Here is an 18,279-nt window from a genome sequence, read left to right on the forward strand (position 1 = left end):
AGAGTAATTTATGAAGCTTTTTAAGACCCTTTCAGCCTTATGTATTGTAGTAATCATGGCAATGGCAGTAGCAGCCTGTGCACCAACACCTAAATCTGAAGGCACAGGTGGATATCTGGATGATACTGTGGTGACCACCAAGGTAAAATCGGCGTTACTGGGTGAGAAGAATCTTAAATCTACTGAAATCAGTGTTGAGACCTTTAAAGGACGGGTCCAGTTAAGCGGCTTTGTTAGTTCGCGTCAGGATGCAAACCGTGCAGTACAGATCACCCGTACCGTACCTGGGGTGAAATCTGTTAGTGATAGAATACAAATCAAATAATCCCCTGTTCGGAGGCGCTCTTCGCGCCTCCTTTGTAGGCCCCCGCAATCACATCAGAGATTCCTCAAAGTTATTGCCGTTGCAGGTAGGCGGCCAGCAAACGCATCCCGATGAGCTGACTCAGGTCAGTGATTCGGGTAAGTGAGTGCAGCTAACACCCCTGCAGCGGCAAGAGCGAAGGCTATTACCCAAAGTTATTGCCGTTGCAGGTAGGCGGCCAGCAAACGCATCCCGATGAACTGACTCAGGTCAGAGATTCGGGTAAGTGAGTGCAGCTAACACCCCTGCAGCGGCAAGAGCGAAGGCTATTACCCAAAGTTATTGCCGTTGCAGGTAGGCGGCCAGCAAACGCATCCCGATGAACTGACTCAGGTCAGAGATTCGGGTAAGTGAGTGCAGCTAACCCCCCTGCAGCGGCAAGAGCGAAGGGTAATTAGAAACGATAGCCCGCGCCAAACATAAACACCCATGGATCAAGACGGGTATGAATACTTTGCTCTTCACCCCCGGCTTTGAATTTCACGTCAGTTTCGATATTCATCCACCAGACCGACATATTCAGCATCCAGTTTTCACTGACCATGTAGTCCATACCCGCTTGCCCAGCAATACCCCACGAATCTTTAACACTTAAATCCGTCAAACCGGCACCTTGCCCTGTGTTATTAAATTTCTCATCAAAGAAGGTGGTGTAGTTCAGGCCGATACCCAGATACGGGCGCAGTTTGTCTTGTTTATCGCGGAAATAGTATTGCGCCATTAAGGTTGGCGGCAATTGCTTAACTTCAGCAATGGTACCGGTTGCCTCCAGACCAATTTTATGGCGGAACGGCGTAGCAGCCAGCAATTCTACACCGATGTTATCAGTAATCAGATAGCTGAAGGTCAGCCCTAACTGAGTATTGTTATCCGCTTTGAAGGAACCGTAACCTAATACATCATCAGACCCGGCATTTGGTCTGACTGTTGCTGTCCCTGCCCGGAAAATATAATCGCCTGCTTGATGCGCGCTTGCCGCAATGGGAGCCAGAGCTGCTACAGCTAACAATGCCAAAGTGACTTTTTTCATTATCCATTCCATTTGTAGGTATATTCGCGAGCAAAATATACCCATAAATGAGTATTCATGATCCAATCGAGATCACATCTTTGGTAACAAATTAAATAAATCCTATTTTATGTAAGGTTATTTAATTCCTTAATAATATTGAAATTGATCTGGATCATAAAAACCATTTAGCCGCAAATTGTGCTGACAGTCATTGATGAAAAATGGAACTGTTGTCATGCTGCTATGCTTGGATGTTGTATGTGTGAAATCGCGATCGGTTGGCTGTTTACTTTGTAAGGAGCAGTAGATTCAAGATGAACGCTGAAATTAATCCGTGTCAGAACTGTGGTGCGTGTTGCGCCTATTTTAGAGTGTCGTTCTATTGGGCTGAAGCCAAAGAGGGAGGCGGTACAGTGCCCAACGCCATGACCGAACAAGTCACACCCTTTATAAGCTGTATGTCCGGTACTAACTGTAAATCCCCCCGTTGCAGTGCACTTCAAGGTGAAGTCGGTCACACTGTTTCCTGTACAATTTATGGCGACCGCCCACCACCCTGTTATGAATTTGAACGCTCAGGGGATGCCGGAATTCATAATCCGCACTGTGACCGCGCCCGTGCGCACTATGGGTTACCACCGTTAGCTATTGATAACGTCGAGGTAATCAGATTAGAAGAAATCACTGCTAGATTAATGACAGGATCCCACAGCGCCTCATAACAAGGTATAATCATCGGCTAGCGCTATTTTTTCGATCCCAAGGAGCTTTCATGCCTATCACGGCTAACAGTTTATACCGTGACAGTTTTAACTTTTTACGTAATCAACTGCCGGCAATCCTGCTGCTGGCTTTACTGACTGCGTTCATTACCGTCATGCTGAATCAGGCATTTATCCCTGATGCTGAACAACTGGGTATTTTAAGTGCTGCGGACAGTGATATTGCGTCATCAGCAAGTGTCAGTATCAGTGAGATAGTATCGCAGATGACACCGGAGCAGCAGATGGTGCTGCTTAAAGTCTCTGCGGCGGCGACCTTTTCTGCCTTAGTCGGTAACGTGTTATTAGTCGGTGGAATGCTAACCCTGATTTCTATGGTATCGATGGGCCGTCGGGTCAGTGCATTGCAAGCTATTGGTATTTCAGTACCGATCTTGCCTCGCTTACTGCTGCTGATGTTTATCGGTACTTTGTTGATTCAGTTAGGATTAACAATATTTATCGTGCCTGGTGTGGTCATTGCTGTCGCGTTATCACTCTCACCGATCATCGTGACCACAGATAAAGTAGGTGTTTTCTCGGCCATAAGAGTCAGTATTAAATTGGCATTTGCCAATGTGCGGTTAATCATCCCTGCGATGATGCTGTGGATAGCGGCCAAATTGATTCTGTTGTATCTGGTAAGCCACCTGACTATTTTGCCAACACCGATTGCGACTATTATTTTAAGTGCGCTTAGCAATCTGGTTTCTGCATTATTGCTGGTGTATTTGTTCCGTTTATATATGTTGTTGCGCCCTGCCACTCCAGCGGAGTAAGTACCCCGCCAAGTAAAAGCAAAAAGGGCCATTACGGCCCTTTTTGTTCATCAATGATTGATACCTATGCACTAACTTCAGGCTCGGCACCTATCTCTGGTTCTTGTTTCTCTGCCACCCGCTGCTTACTTTGAATCAGTTTTAGTGCCAGATAGAGATCCGGTACCAGAATTAGGTCATTATCCTGACTTTTCAATTTATTAACTCTAAACCAGCGTGTTAGTTCGGTACGTCTTCCCGCCAGTATCAACTTAATATTGCGTTGCTTCAGGTCACGTTTAAGCTCATCAATCGCCGATAGAACACTAATATCGGCATAGGTAAAACTGGCAACCGCATCAATAACCACCCAATCTGCCTGATGGGGGGTGCTGTCAACCAAATTCAAAATCCGCCGCTTAAAGTACGCCACGTTAAAATAGGTCAGAGGTGAATTAAAACGATAAATCATCACGCCGGGTACAGGTTTGATCCCATTGCCGCTACGCATTGAATGGATCATACCATCAGCATTAACCCCTAATAACTGTTCTGTTGGGCGGAATACCGTGCGCAGGAACTGCAATAGCCCCAATAGTACCGCCAATCCAATACCACTAATCACGCCGACCAATACTACGCTGACAAAAGTAAATATCGCTAAATAGAAAGCCTGAGTATTACGTTTACGTAATTGCCATAAACTCCTGAATCCCAGCAGTGACCAGGCAGCATAAATCAGCACCACGCCCAGCGCTGCGATCGGGATAAATTGCAACGGTCGGGTTAAAAACAGCAACACCATCGCAATCATCAACGCAGCAATAATAGAAACCAACTGGCTTTTGCCATTATTGGCGTCATTTACGGCTGTACGGGTACTGGCCCCACTGATAGCAAAACCTTGTGATAGCGCTGAAACAATGTTGGTAATACCCAAGGCGCGCAGTTCTACATCGGCATCCACCTCATAACCATTTTTGGCGGCAAAACTACGCGCGGTCAGCATCATGCTAACAAAACTGACCACGGCCAGGTTAAGTGCCGGGATAACCATATCGCGCAGCAGGCCGGGTTGGAAATCAGGCCAATGCACCATTGGCAAGCCACCATCGAACCCGCCGACCACCGCCACACCAAATTGCTGCATATTGGCAGCCCAGGAAACAAAGGTCGCCATGACGATCGCCAACAGCGGTGCAGGCCAGTTTGGTCGTAACCACTTAACACCATACAGCACCACAAAAGTCAGTAGTGAAATGGCGACGGTGGGCAAATGGCTATTAATTAAATTATGGGGTAATGCCAGTACCCGCTCAATCAGTTGTGGGGGGCGGGTCATAAAACCAAAAACCTTACCGAGCTGATCGACAATAATGGTAATTGCCACCCCATTAAGTAACCCGGTCAATATTGGCCGGGATAATAGATCAGCCAAAGCCCCCAGTTTGAAACGACTGGCCACCAGACACCATGTGCCCATCATCAATGTCATCATGATGGTGAGCTGCCAATGCACCTCACTGCTCCCCGCAGCCAGTGGCGCGACCACAGCGGCAATCACCGCACAAGTTGCCGCATCAGGTCCGACGATTAATTGTCGCGATGAACCAAAGAAAGCGTAGGCAATCATCGGCAAAATACAGGAGTACAAACCAACAGCGGCACTAACCCCCGTCAATTCAGCATAAGCAATAGCAATAGGTAATGCGACTGCGGCCACGGATAGACCCGCCCTGACATCGGGTTTGAGCCATTCACGTTCATACGCCATCAATTGGGTCAAACCCGGCATCCAGTACCGAAGTGATCTTCTCTGCATATTTACTCCACAACACCTAACCCAATAATTATTACTCATCATGCTGGGTTAACGCACTACTGGCAATATGCTGACAAAATCTGTTACTTGTTTATCGTAAGTTTCTGCAAATTCCACTGGCAGAGCGCGCATTCCGACGGATAATTAAGGATAATAGTATTTTACCGCTGGTACCCTCACACCACTGAATCCGGTATAGTCGGGCTGTGTACAAATGATGGATTGATTCATGAAGCAACTTTTAGATTTTCTCCCGCTGGTCGTATTTTTCGTTTTCTACAAGATGTATGACATTTTTGTCGCCTCAGGGGCGCTGATTGTCGCGACACTACTCGCGTTAGCCTTTACCTGGGTTAAGTACCGTAAAGTAGAAAAGATGACATTAGTTACCGCTGTTATGGTGCTGGTATTCGGGACCTTGACGCTCACATTCCACAGCGACTTATTCATTAAATGGAAAGTGACGGTGTTATATGCACTGTTTGCTGTTGCTTTGTTAATAAGCCAATGGGTTATGAAAAAACCATTGATTCAGCGCATGCTGGGTAAAGAGCTAACGCTACCAGATGCGGTATGGTCAACACTGAATATGTCATGGGCGCTGTTCTTCTTAGCTTGTGGCCTGCTGAACATTTATGTCGCGTTCTGGTTACCGCAAGATATTTGGGTAAACTTTAAAGTCTTTGGTTTAACCGCACTCACCCTGATATTCACATTGATCAGTGGCGTTTATATTTACCGGCATATGCCGGAAGAACAGAAAAAGTCATAATCTTAAATAATAGCTCCCAATGTCATTGAGACTGCAGACAGGCATCGCCCTGCGGCCTCAATGACGTTGGTATATTTGCGCTTATTGAAATTTCAGTGAGCCATTCCAGGTGAATAGATTTACTTTTAGAAGTAGGCAGAGATGACTCAGGAACAATTATCACCTCGCGGTGAGCAATCATTACCTAATGGTGAATTGGTACTTCGTACCCTTGCAATGCCCGCAGACACTAATGCTAATGGTGATATATTTGGCGGTTGGTTAATGTCACAAATGGATATTGGCGGAGCCATTCAGGCCAAAGAGATAGCTCAAGGGCGAGTTGTCACTGTTCGGGTGGATGGGATGACCTTCCTCAAGCCAGTCGCTGTGGGCGATGTGGTTTGTTGCTATGCCCGCTGTATTAAAACCGGCCGTAGCTCAATTACCATCAATATTGAAGTCTGGGTGAAAAAGGTCTCTTCTGAGCCAATCGGGCAGCGCTATCGTGCCACTGAAGCGGTATTTACCTATGTAGCGGTGGATGATGCCGGTAAAGCCCGTGCGCTACCTAACGGCAGAGGGAATTTCGAGGTTGGCGCAACGCAATAACCGTTGGCCGAGTTTGTCCTGACGCAAAAAAAGGGGCGCCCTGTATAACAGCGACCCTTTTCTTATTATGATATTTGCTGATTACTCAATAGCAGACTGAGTAATATCATAATAACCTTAGTTCATTTCCATATTGCCGCCGATCTTGAACACAATGGTGGTGACATAATCTTTAGCCGCAACCGCTTCAAATCGCCATTTACGCATCACTTGCTTCACCTCACGCTCAAAGGTATTACGCGGCGTCGCTTCCAAAACGCGCACATTAGTGACACGACCATTTTCGTCAATATCGTATTGGACCTTAACCTGCCCTTCGACCCCCAAAGCCAGTGCCCTTGCCGGATAAGTTGGCTTCGCCTTACTCAAGGCTCTTGGCCCAGCCGTGGTTGATGCCCCCGGGACTGACGCTTTCGGCGCGGCTTTTACCGGCGCATTATTGGCAACCAGTGCTGGCTCATCAGATTTAAACGGCTTGTCATCCGGTGGTGCTTCGCTCTTCTTCACTACCGGCTTTTTAACTTCTTTTTTCACCGGTTTAGGCTTGGGCTTTGGTTTCGGCTTCACCGGTTCAGGAATCGGTACAGGCACAGGTTCTGGCAACACCTCAGGCTCTGGCGGTGTTTCTTCAACGGGTTCCGGTTCGGCCTGTGGCTCCGCCGCCGCTGGTTGTGGTGCGGCAAAGGTCGCTATATTGACCATCGTAACGGCCAGCGGTGCATCCTCTATTTCAGGTTGTACCTTCATTTGCTCGACAGAAACGTACAGTAATGCCGCAACTACGCTGCCATGTAAACCAACTGAAAATACGATTGGCCATGTAAGCCGTCGACCCAGGAAAAATTTATTTAGCTGCATAATAATTCAATGTCCTCTAATGCAGCTAAGTGTAAATGCAAATAGCAATCATATTCAATAAGCAACGGCAAACAATCTTCCTCAACAGCCTTAAATGATGCTTTAAACGGCAATATCAACCAAATAATACTTTCTCGTTACGCTTAGTTATCATTTTATTTCATTATTAACTACCGGTGTATTCATCTGAGAATTTTAGATGCCGCCCTTTCTGCACCTTATTGAATTTATGGATAGAACATGGTGTTATGGCGCAACGAATACAAATCATCATATTGAGGTATATACCCTAAATAATTCGAGTTGCAGGAAGGCAGCCAATGCAGCCAATGCAGTCAATGCAGCCAATGCAGCCAATGCAGCCAATGCAGCCAATGCAGCTTGCAGTATGACGGGTATGATAATTTTAAAGGTGAAACATGCTTTATATAATCTTTGCAACGGATGTCCCTGATTCACTTGATAAGCGCTTATCCGTTCGCCCTGCACATCTGGCCCGCCTGCAAGTATTGCAGGATCAAGGTCGCCTACTGACAGCAGGCCCGAACCCAGCCATTGATAGCGCAGACCCCGGTGCTGCCGGATTTACTGGATCGACTGTTATCGCCGAATTTGCCTCGCAACAAGAGGCTGAATACTGGGCGGAACAAGACCCTTATAGCGCGGCTGGTGTGTATCAGTCGGTTATTGTAAAACCCTATAAACGGGTATTCTGAATCACTACAGATGTCTAACATCTATCCAGCCATAGACAAAGTCGGTTGCATGTAGCCATCTCGTCAGGCGATTACATGTATTTAATTATCTTTACTTATAATTACTGAGAATCATTGTCTAATCAGATATCGATTTTTCTATCGTGACGTTGAGTCATTTTGTTAAATGCGGAGATGAAGACTATGCAGTGTCCAGTATGCAAAGATACCCAACTGGTGATGTCTGAACGTAAGAGCATTGAGATCGATTATTGCCCTAACTGCCGTGGTGTATGGCTGGATCGCGGAGAACTGGATAAAATCATTGAAAAATCGGCTGAAAGTACACCGACATCAACATCAGCGCCATACTCTGACACCAGAGAACGTGAACGCGATAATCACGGATATGCAAAGCCTAAACACTACAAAAAGAAAAGTTTCCTCTCAGAGTTATTTGATTAACCACGCAGATTGTTTTGCGCTGTGGTGGTAAACAATAGTCAACTTGATCATACGCCTGAATACAGGCGTATTTGATTTTATACTACCAGCCAGAACAAAGACGTTAACGCCGCCTTAAGCTTTGTAGTGCTTCAGCCAATGCTCTTCGCATGCCTCAACTGCTTTATCCAGCATATGCGCCGGTGCTTTTAAAATCATATGGTCTTTTCTTACCCAAACCGGATAAGTGTGTTTGCCAGCAGCAATGACTTGCTCAGAATAAATAGCAGCATGGTATACCAGCTCAGATTCTTCACAATAAATCTCGTACTTATAAAGTGCGGTGCTAACTTTTAAATCCCCGAAGAATACTGTTTTAGCTAATTTATATTGAGACATGAACTATAGCCTTTACCGAAATAGGGACTCTATCATCCACTCATCAGCCAGATATAACTGTGATATCCACTACAAAAAGTACCCTAAGTTGATGTCCTATCGGAAAAATTTAGCTTTATTCGAGCGACAACTTCTCCACCTCAATCAACGGAAATGAACTAAATAGATAACCTTGCATGGCATCCACCCCGAGATCAGATAACTGAGTAAGCTGTTGATGAGTTTCTACCCCCTCAACTATCACGCACTGGCAGTGCTCACGAAGTCGTGTCAGCAGGTTATCGAACGTGGCACTTCCCCCCCATTGCCAGTAAAAGTGCTTATCAATTTTGACACATTCAAAGAACCCACTGGCAACGGCCGCCAGGTGAGCATTACCGCTACCAAAATCGTCCAACCATAATGAATATCGTTCAGCCAGCTTACTTAATAGTGTGTTCTTCGGCCCATCGCTGAGATTGGGAAAACTCTCCATTATTTCTAGCCGGATAAAGGGCATCATAGCTAATAATGATATGACATCTTCGTCATACAGCACCGTCTGAGCCATATCAAAATCTATATTAATTGAGAGTATTATTTGTTGGTCAATAAACCATTTCTGCTGTGATTTTACCGCACATAATTGGTCAAACAGCAGCTTAGCCTTCATTTGAGCATTAAGTTGATGAAGGAAGCGCTCAGTATAAATAGGCGATTTAAAAGAGGCCGTTGTGAACCGACTCAATAACTCCACAGCAAATAACTTACCATTCTGCCAGTAAACTGGTTCACAGATAAAAGTGCAATCAACTGCAATGTTTAGCCTGCTATCCACAGTAAAACCCTTTTATTTGATTAGAACAGCAGTATTGATCAATTGATAAAATTGATCAATTTTTTATTATTGATCACTAAAAACGATATAAGAGATTCCCAAAAGTAGCAACCACTCCGATCAACCCATTGATAGATAAGAAAGTATTATTTAATCATGATGATTATCAATGTTATTATTTCATAATCATTTATTTCATAGGAGAATGGTCGCTTCGAACAACCAAACAGTAACACCCCTGAAACTGAATGATTAGAACGAAGCGACCTAATATATATGGTAGCGCGATGTCATTCTGATGTGAAATAAACTTATAAATGACTATTCTGCACCTTTTATTATTAGTAGTAACATCAGAATTATCGCATTTTGATAATTTAGGATAGGAGTGATTTTTCTGCGAAGAAAAACACTATTTAAAGTAGAAAATATCATTCCAGAATTTAACGCCAGCAACAAATTATTGACAAGTTCATCTGCAACAGCTCAGTTCCGGCAAGTATAATATGAGATATTTTGTGGTGGGAAGTTAATAAAAGCTCAGTGTTTACTATGATTAAAACAAAAACAGCCTCATAAAGAGACTGTTTTTATTACTACCACAGCGGACTACCATTCATAAGCTACAGTGAACAATAGCGCCCGACGATGCTGATGCTCGTGGAGCTGCCTGACACAATAGATATGGCGATAGCGCCGTGATTGACCTTCAAGCCAGCGATTTCTTCGGCGCTGATTTTGCCGCAGCATACGCCAACGGCCCACCTCATTCTTACTCCGTCTCATGAAACAATTCTTCCAAAGCTGAGAACTGGGCTATTATAAACCTTTCATCTTGTGAGCCAAGCCGCTGCACGGCGAAATCGCGGGTTTAGTCCAAATAGCTTATTTAGCTCAGCGTGGGAAGATCAAAAAAATCCCGTTAAATATTTAATTACCCGTTGCAAGTCCTTTAGCTTAAAAGATTTTATCCAGTAATATATCTGATTAAAGGTTTCGCCTTTGCAATACTGTGCGTACACTCTTTAGTGACCGTTTGTGAACAGGACTTCCGCCCTTATGACAACATTTTATACCGTAATCAGTTGGCTCTCGATTTTTGGCTATTGGTTGCTTATTGCCGGGGTAACATTGCGTATTCTGATGAAACGCAGAGCCGTTCCTTCGGCTATGGCATGGCTGCTGGTTATTTATATTCTGCCGTTAGTTGGGATAATTGCGTATCTCTCATTTGGTGAACTTCATCTCGGCAAGCGCCGTGCTGAGCGAGCAAAAGCGATGTGGCCATCCACTGCTCGCTGGTTAAGTGAACTGAAAGACTGCCAACACATTTTTGCCACTTCAAATAGCGAAGTCGCTACCCCATTATTCCAATTATGTGAACGCCGCCAAGGCATCAGCGGCGTTAAAGGTAATCAATTACAGTTATTGACCACCACCGATGACACATTAAAAGCACTGGTACGTGACATTGAACTGGCCCGTCACAATATCGAGATGGTGTTCTATATCTGGCAGCCTGGTGGCTTGGTTGATCAAGTTGCCGAATCGTTAATGGCGGCAGCGCGCCGAGGTGTTCATTGCCGATTGATGCTGGACTCCGCCGGTAGCCAACAATTCTTTCGCACCCCCTATCCGGCGATGATGCGCAATGCTGGGATTGAGGTGGTCGAAGCACTTAAAGTCAATGTGTTCCGGGTCTTTCTGCGCCGAATGGATTTGCGTCAACACCGTAAAATTGTGTTGATTGATAATTATGTTGCTTACACCGGTAGCATGAATATGGTTGATCCTCGGTTTTTCAAGCAAGATGCCGGCGTAGGTCAATGGATCGATATGATGGCACGGATGGAAGGCCCGGTAGCCACCACCATAGGTATCGTATATGCCTGCGACTGGGAGATTGAAACCGGCAAACGTATTCTACCCCCGCCGCCTGATACTAATATCATGCCGTTTGAAGAAGAGAGCGGTCATACCATTCAGGTTATTGCCTCTGGCCCTGGATTCCCTGAGGAAATGATTCATCAGGCATTATTAATGGCGGTGTATGCAGCCCGTGAGCAGTTAATCATGACGACGCCATATTTCGTACCTAGCGATGACCTGCTGCATGCCATCTGTACCGCAGCACAACGTGGTGTTGATGTCAGCATTATTGTTCCTCGAGACAACGACTCGATGATGGTCCGTTGGGCTAGCCGGGCATTCTTCTCAGAATTGTTGGAAGCGGGCGTTAAAGTTTATCAGTTTGAAGGTGGCCTATTGCACAGCAAAAGTGTGCTGGTCGACGGTCAACTAAGTTTGGTTGGTACGGTCAATCTGGATATGCGCAGCTTATGGTTGAACTTTGAAATCACGCTGGTCATTGATGATGATGGTTTTGGTGCAGATTTGGCGCAAGTTCAGGACGACTACATTGCCCGCTCGGTACTGTTAGATGGTGAATTGTGGAATAAACGCCCTCTCTGGCATCGCGTTACTGAACGATTATTCTACTTTTTCAGCCCGTTACTGTAATAACTGAGGCGGCTGGTGGTATGCCTATTGTAGATTCTCTGAGTTATTGACTTCAGATAGCATAATAATTGTAAAAGCGGCATAGAGAATGTTTTAATGAGCGCAATCTGCAAATAACAAATGGGAATCGGTAAATGGACCAGAATAGACAAGAGCCAAGCTTAATGGATCTCAATAACCGCCTGACTGAAGATGAAACACTGGAACAGGCTTACGATATCTTTCTGGAGCTGGCGGGGGACAATCTCGATCCGGCAGATATTTTATTGTTTAACCTTCAGTTTGAAGAGCGTGGCGGTGCGGAGTTATTTGATCCAGCCGAAGATTGGCAAGAACATGTCGATTTTGATTTAAACCCTGATTTTTTCGCCGAAGTTGTTATCGGCCTTGCTGATAGTGATGGTGAAGAGATTAATGATGTATTTGCGCGAGTTCTTCTGTGCCGCGAAAAAGACCATAAACTTTGCCATATTTTGTGGAAAGAGTGATCGTTACACGACCCTTCCCCCATGGCTGCTAATACCGTAATCATAACAACCCCCGTCATTTCTCTGACGGGGGTTTTGCTTTTGGACAATCACTATCAGAATGTTATAGCGGATCGACTTTCAGACAAGATACCGCGTGGCGGAAGCTACCCTCTAACAGTGGGCGGGTTTTCGCACACTCCGGCCCGGCAATCGGACAACGAGTGCGAAATACACAGCCTGATGGCGGATTAATCGGTGAAGGCAGTTCCCCCTCCAGTAGCTGAATCACTTTCGCCCTTTCTTTGTCAGGATCAGGGATAGGTACCGCCGACATGAGCGCCTTGGTATAGGGATGCTGTGGATTATGATAAACCTCATCGTAGGTCCCCAGCTCCACTGCGTGGCCTAAATACATCACCAGAACCCGATCAGAAATATGCTTCACCACCGCTAAATCATGGGCGATGAATATTAGTGACAAGCCCATTTCGCGCTGTAATTGCTGTAACAGGTTCACCACTTGCGCCTGAATTGACACATCAAGCGCGGAGACCGGTTCATCACAGATAACCAGCTTCGGTTCAAGAATCAATGCACGAGCAATACCAATACGTTGACACTGCCCCCCCGAAAATTCATGGGGATATCGGTTGATCAAGTTAGGCAACAAGCCGACCTTAAGCATCATTGCTTTAACTTTATCTTTAATTTCTTGACGCGACATTTTGGGATGATAAGTTCGCAGCGGCTCAGCGATGATTTCACCGATGGTCATACGCGGGTTTAGTGAAGCCAGTGGATCCTGGAATATCATCTGAATATCACTACGGGTCGCGCGCCATTGTGCATCACTCAGGCTAAGCAAATCTTTACCTAACCATGAAACACTGCCACTGGTCGCTTTCACCAAACCAATAATGGCACGGGCGAATGTTGATTTGCCACAGCCAGATTCGCCAACCACACCTAAGGTTTCGCCTTCATACAAGCGCAATGTTACACCATCAACAGCTTTTAGTGTTTTTGATGGCTGCCAGAACCATTGTTTGCCATCCTGAATATCAAAATGGACTTTTAGATCAGCCACTTCTAGCAATACTTTCTTCTCAGTCATGGCATTCATACTAGTTCCCCTACTGGCTTATAACAGGCACGTAAACGGCCATCACCAAAATGCTCCAATGGCGGGGCCACGCCACAGCGATCCATGGCATATTGGCAACGCGGTTGGAATGGGCAACCTTTCGGCAAGCGCAATAAATTCGGCGGATTACCCGGTATCGTCATGAGAGATTCGCCTTCAGCATCAAGACGAGGAACCGCATTCAGTAGACCAATAGAATAAGGGTGACTTGGGTGATAAAACACATCGCGGGCCTGACCATACTCCATCGTTCGCCCTGCATACATCACCAGAACTTTATTGCAGATTCCGGCAACGACGCCAAGGTCATGGGTGATCATGATAATCGCGGTATTGAATTCATGCTTTAGCTCATTCAGCAACGTCATGATTTGTGCTTGAACGGTGACATCAAGTGCCGTTGTTGGCTCATCGGCAATCAATAATTTAGGGCGGCACAACAGCGCCATTGCAATCATTACCCGCTGACGCATACCACCAGAGAACTCATGGGGATACATGCGCATGCGCTTACGTGCTTCTGGCATTTTTACCGCATCAAGCATACGAATTGACTCTTCAAATGCTTCGCTTTTACTCATCTTTTTATGCAGTTGCAGCACTTCCATTAGCTGCTCACCAACACGCATATAAGGATTCAACGAGGTCATTGGGTCTTGGAATATCATCGAGATTTCCTCAGCCCGCAAACGGTTTAACTGTTTTTCCGGCAGATTTAAGATTTCGCGGCCATTAAACTTTGCAGACCCCCCTATCCGGCCATTACTGGCCAGCAACCCCATCAAAGCAAAAGCTGTTTGCGATTTCCCTGAGCCAGACTCACCTACAATGCCTAATGTTTCACCCGCACGCAGATCAAAATTAAGGGCGTTAACTGCCGTTACATCACCATCTGGCGTACCAAAAGTCACGGTTAAATCTTTTACATCCAGCAGGATATTTTGTTCCAACTGTCTATTTTGTTCCAACAATGCCGATTGCTGAACAGCAGACCGATTATCAATAGTCGTCATAGTGCTACTCCTCAGCGATCTTTCGGATCGAGGGCATCACGCAAGCCATCGCCGATAAAGTTGAAACAGAACAAGGTCACTACCAGAAAACCGGCAGGGAACATCAGCAACCATGGCGACACTTCCATGGAGTTGGCGCCATCACTTAGCAATGCGCCCCAACTACTCAAGGGTTCTTGGGTGCCTAAGCCGAGGAAACTCAGGAAAGATTCAAACAAAATCATACTGGGAACCAGTAAAGAAGCGTACACCACCACCACACCCAACACGTTCGGAACGATATGACGCAATACGATATTACGTGTGGAAACACCGCCCACCAATGCGGCCTCAATAAACTCTTTCCGTTTCAAACTTAATGTTTGTCCACGAACAATACGCGCCATATCCAGCCAGGACACCATACCGATCGCCACAAATATCAATAGAATATTCTGGCCAAAGAAGGTCACTAACAGAATAACGAAGAACATGAAGGGGAATGAGTTAAGAATCTCCAACAGGCGCATCATCAGTGAATCGACTTTCCCGCCGAGATAGCCCGATAAAGAGCCATACAAGGTGCCGACAACCACAGCAACCAACGCCGCAGCCACCCCCACCATCAATGAGATCCGACCACCAATAGCAACACGAACCAACAGATCCCGACCAGAAGAGTCAGTACCGAAGTAGTGCCCAGACTCAATATTCGGGGCGGCTGACATCATGCCCCAGTCCGTGTCTGAATAAGTAAACTGCGCTAACATCGGCGCCAAAATAACAAATAGGGTAATTAACATTAGGATCACCAAACTGGTGATCGCCGCGCGGTTATGAACAAAACGACGGCGGGCATCCTGCCAAAGGCTGCGCCCTTCAACTTCCAGTTTTTCACTGAAAACTTCCAGAGCTTCGCTATTTTTATTGCTCAACATAATTGGCGTGCTCCAGTGCTAGTAACGGATTTTAGGATCGATAACGGCATACAGCACGTCAACAATCGCATTGAATAAAATAGTCAAAGCGCCGACTAAAATGGTCAAACTCAGCACCAAAGAGTAATCGCGGTTTAACGCTCCGTTGACAAACAACTGACCAATGCCCGGCAAACCAAAGATGGTCTCAATAACCATCGAACCGGTGATAATCCCTACAAACGCAGGTCCCATATAGGATAAAACAGGCAACAACGCCGGTTTTAATGCATGGCGTAATACGATGGTCCGCAGTGGTAATCCCTTCGCTCGCGCCGTACGGATAAAGTTAGAGTGAAGAACCTCAATCATTGAGCCACGGGTAATACGTGCAATGCTGGCGATATAAGCCAACGACAGCGCGACCATCGGCAAAATGATAAACTTCGGCGCTCCGCCATTCCAACCACCACCCGGTAACCATTTCAATATAATGGCAAAAACCAACACTAATAAGGGGGCGACCACAAAACTCGGGATGACCACCCCAGTCATGGCAAAGCCCATTACCGTATAATCCCATTTGGTATTTTGATTCAGTGCCGCAATGACCCCAGCACTAACTCCTAATACTACTGCGAGTAAAAATGCTGCAAAACCAAGCTTCGCAGAGACGGGAAACGATGCAGACACCAGATCGTTCACAGTGTAATCTTTATATTTAAACGAAGGCCCAAGATCGCCATGCGCAAGTTGACCCAAGTAGTTGAAATACTGTTTATAAACCGGGTCGTTGAGGTGATATTTTGCCTCAATATTGGCCATAACTTCAGGAGGAAGATTACGCTCGCCAGTAAACGGACTTCCTGGGGCGAGACGCATCATAAAAAATGAAATGGTTATCAAAATAAAAAGTGTCGGAATCGCTTCCAGACAGCGGCGTAGAATAAATTTTAACATTGCCTGTACCTTTAGCCTCTTACTGCGACTTTATATTATCAACGCAATAAGGGCAGCACGCTAATTCAGCTGCTGCCCTTAATATATTAGTGCTTGATAATATAAAGATCTTTTACGTGCATATTATCCAGTGGGTCTTTACCGGTATATCCACCGACATAAGGTTTCACTAAGCGGGCATTCACATAGTAGAACAACGGCACAATAGCAGAATCTTTATCCAGCAATACCTCAGCTTGTTGATACAAACCGGCACGCTCTTTTTCAGATTTTACTTTCAGCGTATCTTGGATCAACTTATCAAAGGCTGGGCTCTTATAATGCACCGTGTTATTGCTGCTGTCAGATAGCATCATGTTCAGGAATGACGACGGTTCGTTATAGTCAGCACACCAGCCAGCACGCGCTACATCGAAAGTGCCTTGATGGCGGGTATCAAGGAAGGTTTTCCATTCCTGATTTTCCAGCTTAACGTCAACACCCAGATTTTTCTTCCAAATAGATGCTGCCGCAATAGCCAATTTTTTGTGTAGATCAGATGTGTTATACAACAGGTTAAATTTCAGTGGTTTATCTTGTGTGTAGCCAGCGTCAGCCAGCAACTTCTTAGCCACTTCATTACGTTTTTCCTGGGTCCAGCCAAACCATTCTGGTGGGGTCAATTCTGCACCGCTGGTGTACGGAGGCGTAAAGCCATAGGCAGGTAAATCACCTTGGTTTTTCACTTTGTTCACGATGATATCGCGATCCATACCCAGTTTCAGTGCTTCACGAACGCGTGCATCGGTGAATGGCGCTTTTTGGTTATTGATTTCGTAATAATAGGTGCACAGATACGGGTCAACATGAACTTCTTGTGGGATCTCTTTTTTAAGTTTCTGGAATAATTCAATCGGCATGTTGTTATAGGTCATGTCGATCTCGCCGCTGCGGTAGCGGTTAACATCAGTCACTTCAGAAGAGATTGGCAGGTAAGTAACCTGATTGATAACTGTTTTCGCATTATCCCAATAGGTTGGGCTGCGTTCTAACACAATACGTTCGTTAACGGTCCAATCTTTTAACTTATAGGCACCATTACCGACAAAATTCTGTGGCTGAGTCCACTTCTCACCAAACTTCTCAACCACAGTTTTATTAACTGGAGACATGGATGGATGAGCTAACAGTTTATCTAAATAAGGAACAGGTTCGGTCAACGTGACTTCCAAAGTATGGTCATCTAACGCTTTTACACCCAAGGTATCAGGTGATTTTTTGCCGGTAATAATATCGTCGATATTCGCGATATGGGCATATTGTACATAACTCGCATACGGAGAAACTGTTTTAGGGTCCGCCAGACGTTGCCAGCTATAAACGAAATCATGTGCTGTTACAGGGTCACCATTTGACCATTTAGCATCTTTACGCAGATGGAAAGTCCAAACTTTAAAGTCTTTGTTATCCCAACTTTCAGCGACACCAGGCAGAATCTTGCCGTTTGGATCGTTAATAACCAACCCTTCCAATAAATCGCGCGAAATATTGGATTCAGGCACACCTTCAATTTTATGCGGATCCAGTGACTGAGGTTCGGAACCATTATTGCGAACTAAAACCTGTTTCTCGGCCAGTTGTACACCTGCCGGCACATTGGCGGCAAAGGCAGTTCCCACAGCCATCATACCCATAGCAGCAGCGATACCTGCGGCCAGGAAAGTTTTCTTTGTGATGTTGGTCATGCTGATATCTACTCCAGATTTTATTATTGCGTCGCTCAGAGACTGAGCAAGCTTCACCTTTAAAAGGTATCTTTAAATCACATTGCGCGGGGAACGAACCCGGCCATGTAATGCCCTATATGTATTAGCATCAGACTAAAATCGGTACTGTGCTATACATCCCTATTACCTTGTCTGTCTCTTATTTGCTGTCATGCCACCGCGATTTTCGCTTGTGAACAATTGACATATAAGTCTGTTTTGCTGCGATAAACTTTTA

At 45.5% G+C, this 18,279-nt stretch carries 20 protein-coding genes; 9 read left to right on the forward strand and 11 right to left on the reverse strand.

Features of this window, described 5'->3' with window-relative positions:
- Positions 1-10: 10 nt before the first annotated feature.
- Positions 11-325 carry a BON domain-containing protein gene (locus ACWJJO_RS11365; protein ID WP_481091028.1) on the forward strand — a complete coding sequence of 105 codons (315 nt, stop codon included), beginning with the start codon at positions 11-13 and terminating at the stop codon, positions 323-325.
- A gap of 433 nt (positions 326-758) precedes the next feature.
- Here the strand turns inward: ACWJJO_RS11365 and ompW are convergent, their stop codons facing one another.
- Entirely contained in the window at positions 759-1,394 is a 636-nt protein-coding gene (gene ompW, locus ACWJJO_RS11370; protein WP_083158930.1) for an outer membrane protein OmpW, read from the reverse strand.
- Positions 1,395-1,690: 296 nt separating this feature from the next.
- Between ompW and ACWJJO_RS11375 the strand changes: the two genes are divergently transcribed.
- The gene (locus ACWJJO_RS11375) at positions 1,691-2,098 is read left to right on the forward strand and encodes a YkgJ family cysteine cluster protein (protein ID WP_193784665.1); all 408 of its coding nucleotides are present in this window, start codon (positions 1,691-1,693) and stop codon (positions 2,096-2,098) included.
- A gap of 50 nt (positions 2,099-2,148) precedes the next feature.
- Positions 2,149-2,916 carry a YciC family protein gene (locus ACWJJO_RS11380; RefSeq protein WP_481091029.1) on the forward strand — a complete coding sequence of 256 codons (768 nt, stop codon included), beginning with the start codon at positions 2,149-2,151 and terminating at the stop codon, positions 2,914-2,916.
- A 64-nt stretch (positions 2,917-2,980) separates the two neighbouring features.
- Here ACWJJO_RS11380 and ACWJJO_RS11385 read toward each other — a convergent pair whose 3' ends face one another.
- Entirely contained in the window at positions 2,981-4,717 is a 1,737-nt protein-coding gene (locus ACWJJO_RS11385) for a SulP family inorganic anion transporter (protein WP_083158933.1), read from the reverse strand.
- Positions 4,718-4,946: 229 nt separating this feature from the next.
- On the opposite strand from ACWJJO_RS11385, the gene ACWJJO_RS11390 reads away from it, so the two are divergent.
- Positions 4,947-5,489: a septation protein A gene (locus tag ACWJJO_RS11390; protein ID WP_083158934.1), complete on the forward strand. Its 543-nt coding sequence runs from the start codon at positions 4,947-4,949 to the stop codon at positions 5,487-5,489.
- A gap of 141 nt (positions 5,490-5,630) precedes the next feature.
- Positions 5,631-6,080, forward strand: a complete 450-nt coding sequence (gene yciA, locus ACWJJO_RS11395) for an acyl-CoA thioester hydrolase YciA (RefSeq protein ID WP_050110472.1) — start codon at positions 5,631-5,633, stop codon at positions 6,078-6,080.
- A gap of 117 nt (positions 6,081-6,197) precedes the next feature.
- Here the strand turns inward: yciA and tonB are convergent, their stop codons facing one another.
- Entirely contained in the window at positions 6,198-6,938 is a 741-nt protein-coding gene (tonB, locus tag ACWJJO_RS11400) for a TonB system transport protein TonB (protein ID WP_420073394.1), read from the reverse strand.
- Positions 6,939-7,357: 419 nt separating this feature from the next.
- On the opposite strand from tonB, the gene ACWJJO_RS11405 reads away from it, so the two are divergent.
- Together ACWJJO_RS11405 and ACWJJO_RS11410 are read left to right on the forward strand one after the other, a co-directional pair.
- A complete protein-coding gene (locus ACWJJO_RS11405) occupies positions 7,358-7,654 on the forward strand; it encodes a YciI family protein (protein WP_372569142.1) in 297 nt (98 codons plus the stop codon).
- Between the two features lie 183 nt (positions 7,655-7,837).
- Entirely contained in the window at positions 7,838-8,098 is a 261-nt protein-coding gene (locus ACWJJO_RS11410; RefSeq protein ID WP_083158937.1) for a TFIIB-type zinc ribbon-containing protein, read from the forward strand.
- 114 nt (positions 8,099-8,212) lie between these two features.
- Here ACWJJO_RS11410 and ACWJJO_RS11415 read toward each other — a convergent pair whose 3' ends face one another.
- The 3 genes from ACWJJO_RS11415 to ACWJJO_RS11425 all read right to left on the reverse strand — a co-directional run bounded on the left by ACWJJO_RS11415 (position 8,213) and on the right by ACWJJO_RS11425 (position 10,079).
- A complete protein-coding gene (locus ACWJJO_RS11415) occupies positions 8,213-8,476 on the reverse strand; it encodes a hypothetical protein (protein WP_083158938.1) in 264 nt (87 codons plus the stop codon).
- A gap of 115 nt (positions 8,477-8,591) precedes the next feature.
- The gene (locus tag ACWJJO_RS11420; RefSeq protein WP_083158939.1) at positions 8,592-9,293 is read right to left on the reverse strand and encodes an EAL domain-containing protein; all 702 of its coding nucleotides are present in this window, start codon (positions 9,291-9,293) and stop codon (positions 8,592-8,594) included.
- Between the two features lie 609 nt (positions 9,294-9,902).
- The gene (locus ACWJJO_RS11425; RefSeq protein WP_071843552.1) at positions 9,903-10,079 is read right to left on the reverse strand and encodes a YciY family protein; all 177 of its coding nucleotides are present in this window, start codon (positions 10,077-10,079) and stop codon (positions 9,903-9,905) included.
- 273 nt (positions 10,080-10,352) lie between these two features.
- On the opposite strand from ACWJJO_RS11425, the gene cls reads away from it, so the two are divergent.
- Both cls and ACWJJO_RS11435 read left to right on the forward strand, forming a co-directional pair.
- Positions 10,353-11,813 carry a cardiolipin synthase gene (gene cls, locus ACWJJO_RS11430; protein WP_420073321.1) on the forward strand — a complete coding sequence of 487 codons (1,461 nt, stop codon included), beginning with the start codon at positions 10,353-10,355 and terminating at the stop codon, positions 11,811-11,813.
- Positions 11,814-11,977: 164 nt separating this feature from the next.
- Positions 11,978-12,301 carry an HI1450 family dsDNA-mimic protein gene (locus ACWJJO_RS11435; protein ID WP_032819973.1) on the forward strand — a complete coding sequence of 108 codons (324 nt, stop codon included), beginning with the start codon at positions 11,978-11,980 and terminating at the stop codon, positions 12,299-12,301.
- 103 nt (positions 12,302-12,404) lie between these two features.
- On the opposite strand, the gene oppF is transcribed toward ACWJJO_RS11435, so the two are convergent.
- The 5 genes from oppF to oppA form a co-directional block, all read right to left on the reverse strand.
- Positions 12,405-13,406, reverse strand: coding sequence for a murein tripeptide/oligopeptide ABC transporter ATP binding protein OppF (gene oppF / locus ACWJJO_RS11440; RefSeq protein ID WP_372558962.1), 1,002 nt, complete (start codon positions 13,404-13,406; stop codon positions 12,405-12,407).
- Positions 13,403-14,440 (reverse strand): ABC transporter ATP-binding protein, encoded by a 1,038-nt coding sequence (oppD, locus tag ACWJJO_RS11445; protein WP_083158942.1) that lies wholly within the window; start codon positions 14,438-14,440, stop codon positions 13,403-13,405. The genes oppF and oppD overlap by 4 nt, the downstream gene beginning before the upstream one ends.
- Positions 14,441-14,451: 11 nt before the next feature.
- A complete protein-coding gene (gene oppC / locus ACWJJO_RS11450; RefSeq protein ID WP_083158943.1) occupies positions 14,452-15,360 on the reverse strand; it encodes an oligopeptide ABC transporter permease OppC in 909 nt (302 codons plus the stop codon).
- 15 nt (positions 15,361-15,375) lie between these two features.
- On the reverse strand, positions 15,376-16,296 hold the full coding sequence (gene oppB / locus ACWJJO_RS11455; protein WP_083158944.1) for an oligopeptide ABC transporter permease OppB: 921 nt from the start codon (positions 16,294-16,296) through the stop codon (positions 15,376-15,378).
- Between the two features lie 86 nt (positions 16,297-16,382).
- Positions 16,383-18,020 carry an oligopeptide ABC transporter substrate-binding protein OppA gene (gene oppA, locus ACWJJO_RS11460; RefSeq protein WP_083158945.1) on the reverse strand — a complete coding sequence of 546 codons (1,638 nt, stop codon included), beginning with the start codon at positions 18,018-18,020 and terminating at the stop codon, positions 16,383-16,385.
- Positions 18,021-18,279 lie beyond the last annotated feature (259 nt).

It is taken from the genome of Yersinia antarctica (assembly GCF_056636475.1).

Bases quoted from the DNA above. Each gene is read 5' to 3' on its own strand.
- ACWJJO_RS11365 (WP_481091028.1), top strand. From the start codon at position 11: ATGAAGCTTTTTAAGACCCTTTCAGCCTTATGTATTGTAGTAATCATG.
- tonB (WP_420073394.1), bottom strand. From the start codon at position 6,938: ATGCAGCTAAATAAATTTTTCCTGGGTCGACGGCTTACATGGCCAATC.
- ACWJJO_RS11375 (WP_193784665.1), top strand. From the start codon at position 1,691: ATGAACGCTGAAATTAATCCGTGTCAGAACTGTGGTGCGTGTTGCGCC.
- cls (WP_420073321.1), top strand. From the start codon at position 10,353: ATGACAACATTTTATACCGTAATCAGTTGGCTCTCGATTTTTGGCTAT.
- ACWJJO_RS11405 (WP_372569142.1), top strand. From the start codon at position 7,358: ATGCTTTATATAATCTTTGCAACGGATGTCCCTGATTCACTTGATAAG.
- oppD (WP_083158942.1), bottom strand. From the start codon at position 14,440: ATGACGACTATTGATAATCGGTCTGCTGTTCAGCAATCGGCATTGTTG.
- ACWJJO_RS11390 (WP_083158934.1), top strand. From the start codon at position 4,947: ATGAAGCAACTTTTAGATTTTCTCCCGCTGGTCGTATTTTTCGTTTTC.
- ACWJJO_RS11385 (WP_083158933.1), bottom strand. From the start codon at position 4,717: ATGCAGAGAAGATCACTTCGGTACTGGATGCCGGGTTTGACCCAATTG.
- ompW (WP_083158930.1), bottom strand. From the start codon at position 1,394: ATGAAAAAAGTCACTTTGGCATTGTTAGCTGTAGCAGCTCTGGCTCCC.
- yciA (WP_050110472.1), top strand. From the start codon at position 5,631: ATGACTCAGGAACAATTATCACCTCGCGGTGAGCAATCATTACCTAAT.
- ACWJJO_RS11410 (WP_083158937.1), top strand. From the start codon at position 7,838: ATGCAGTGTCCAGTATGCAAAGATACCCAACTGGTGATGTCTGAACGT.
- oppA (WP_083158945.1), bottom strand. From the start codon at position 18,020: ATGACCAACATCACAAAGAAAACTTTCCTGGCCGCAGGTATCGCTGCT.
- ACWJJO_RS11415 (WP_083158938.1), bottom strand. From the start codon at position 8,476: ATGTCTCAATATAAATTAGCTAAAACAGTATTCTTCGGGGATTTAAAA.
- ACWJJO_RS11380 (WP_481091029.1), top strand. From the start codon at position 2,149: ATGCCTATCACGGCTAACAGTTTATACCGTGACAGTTTTAACTTTTTA.
- ACWJJO_RS11425 (WP_071843552.1), bottom strand. From the start codon at position 10,079: ATGAGACGGAGTAAGAATGAGGTGGGCCGTTGGCGTATGCTGCGGCAA.
- oppB (WP_083158944.1), bottom strand. From the start codon at position 16,296: ATGTTAAAATTTATTCTACGCCGCTGTCTGGAAGCGATTCCGACACTT.
- ACWJJO_RS11435 (WP_032819973.1), top strand. From the start codon at position 11,978: ATGGATCTCAATAACCGCCTGACTGAAGATGAAACACTGGAACAGGCT.
- oppF (WP_372558962.1), bottom strand. From the start codon at position 13,406: ATGAATGCCATGACTGAGAAGAAAGTATTGCTAGAAGTGGCTGATCTA.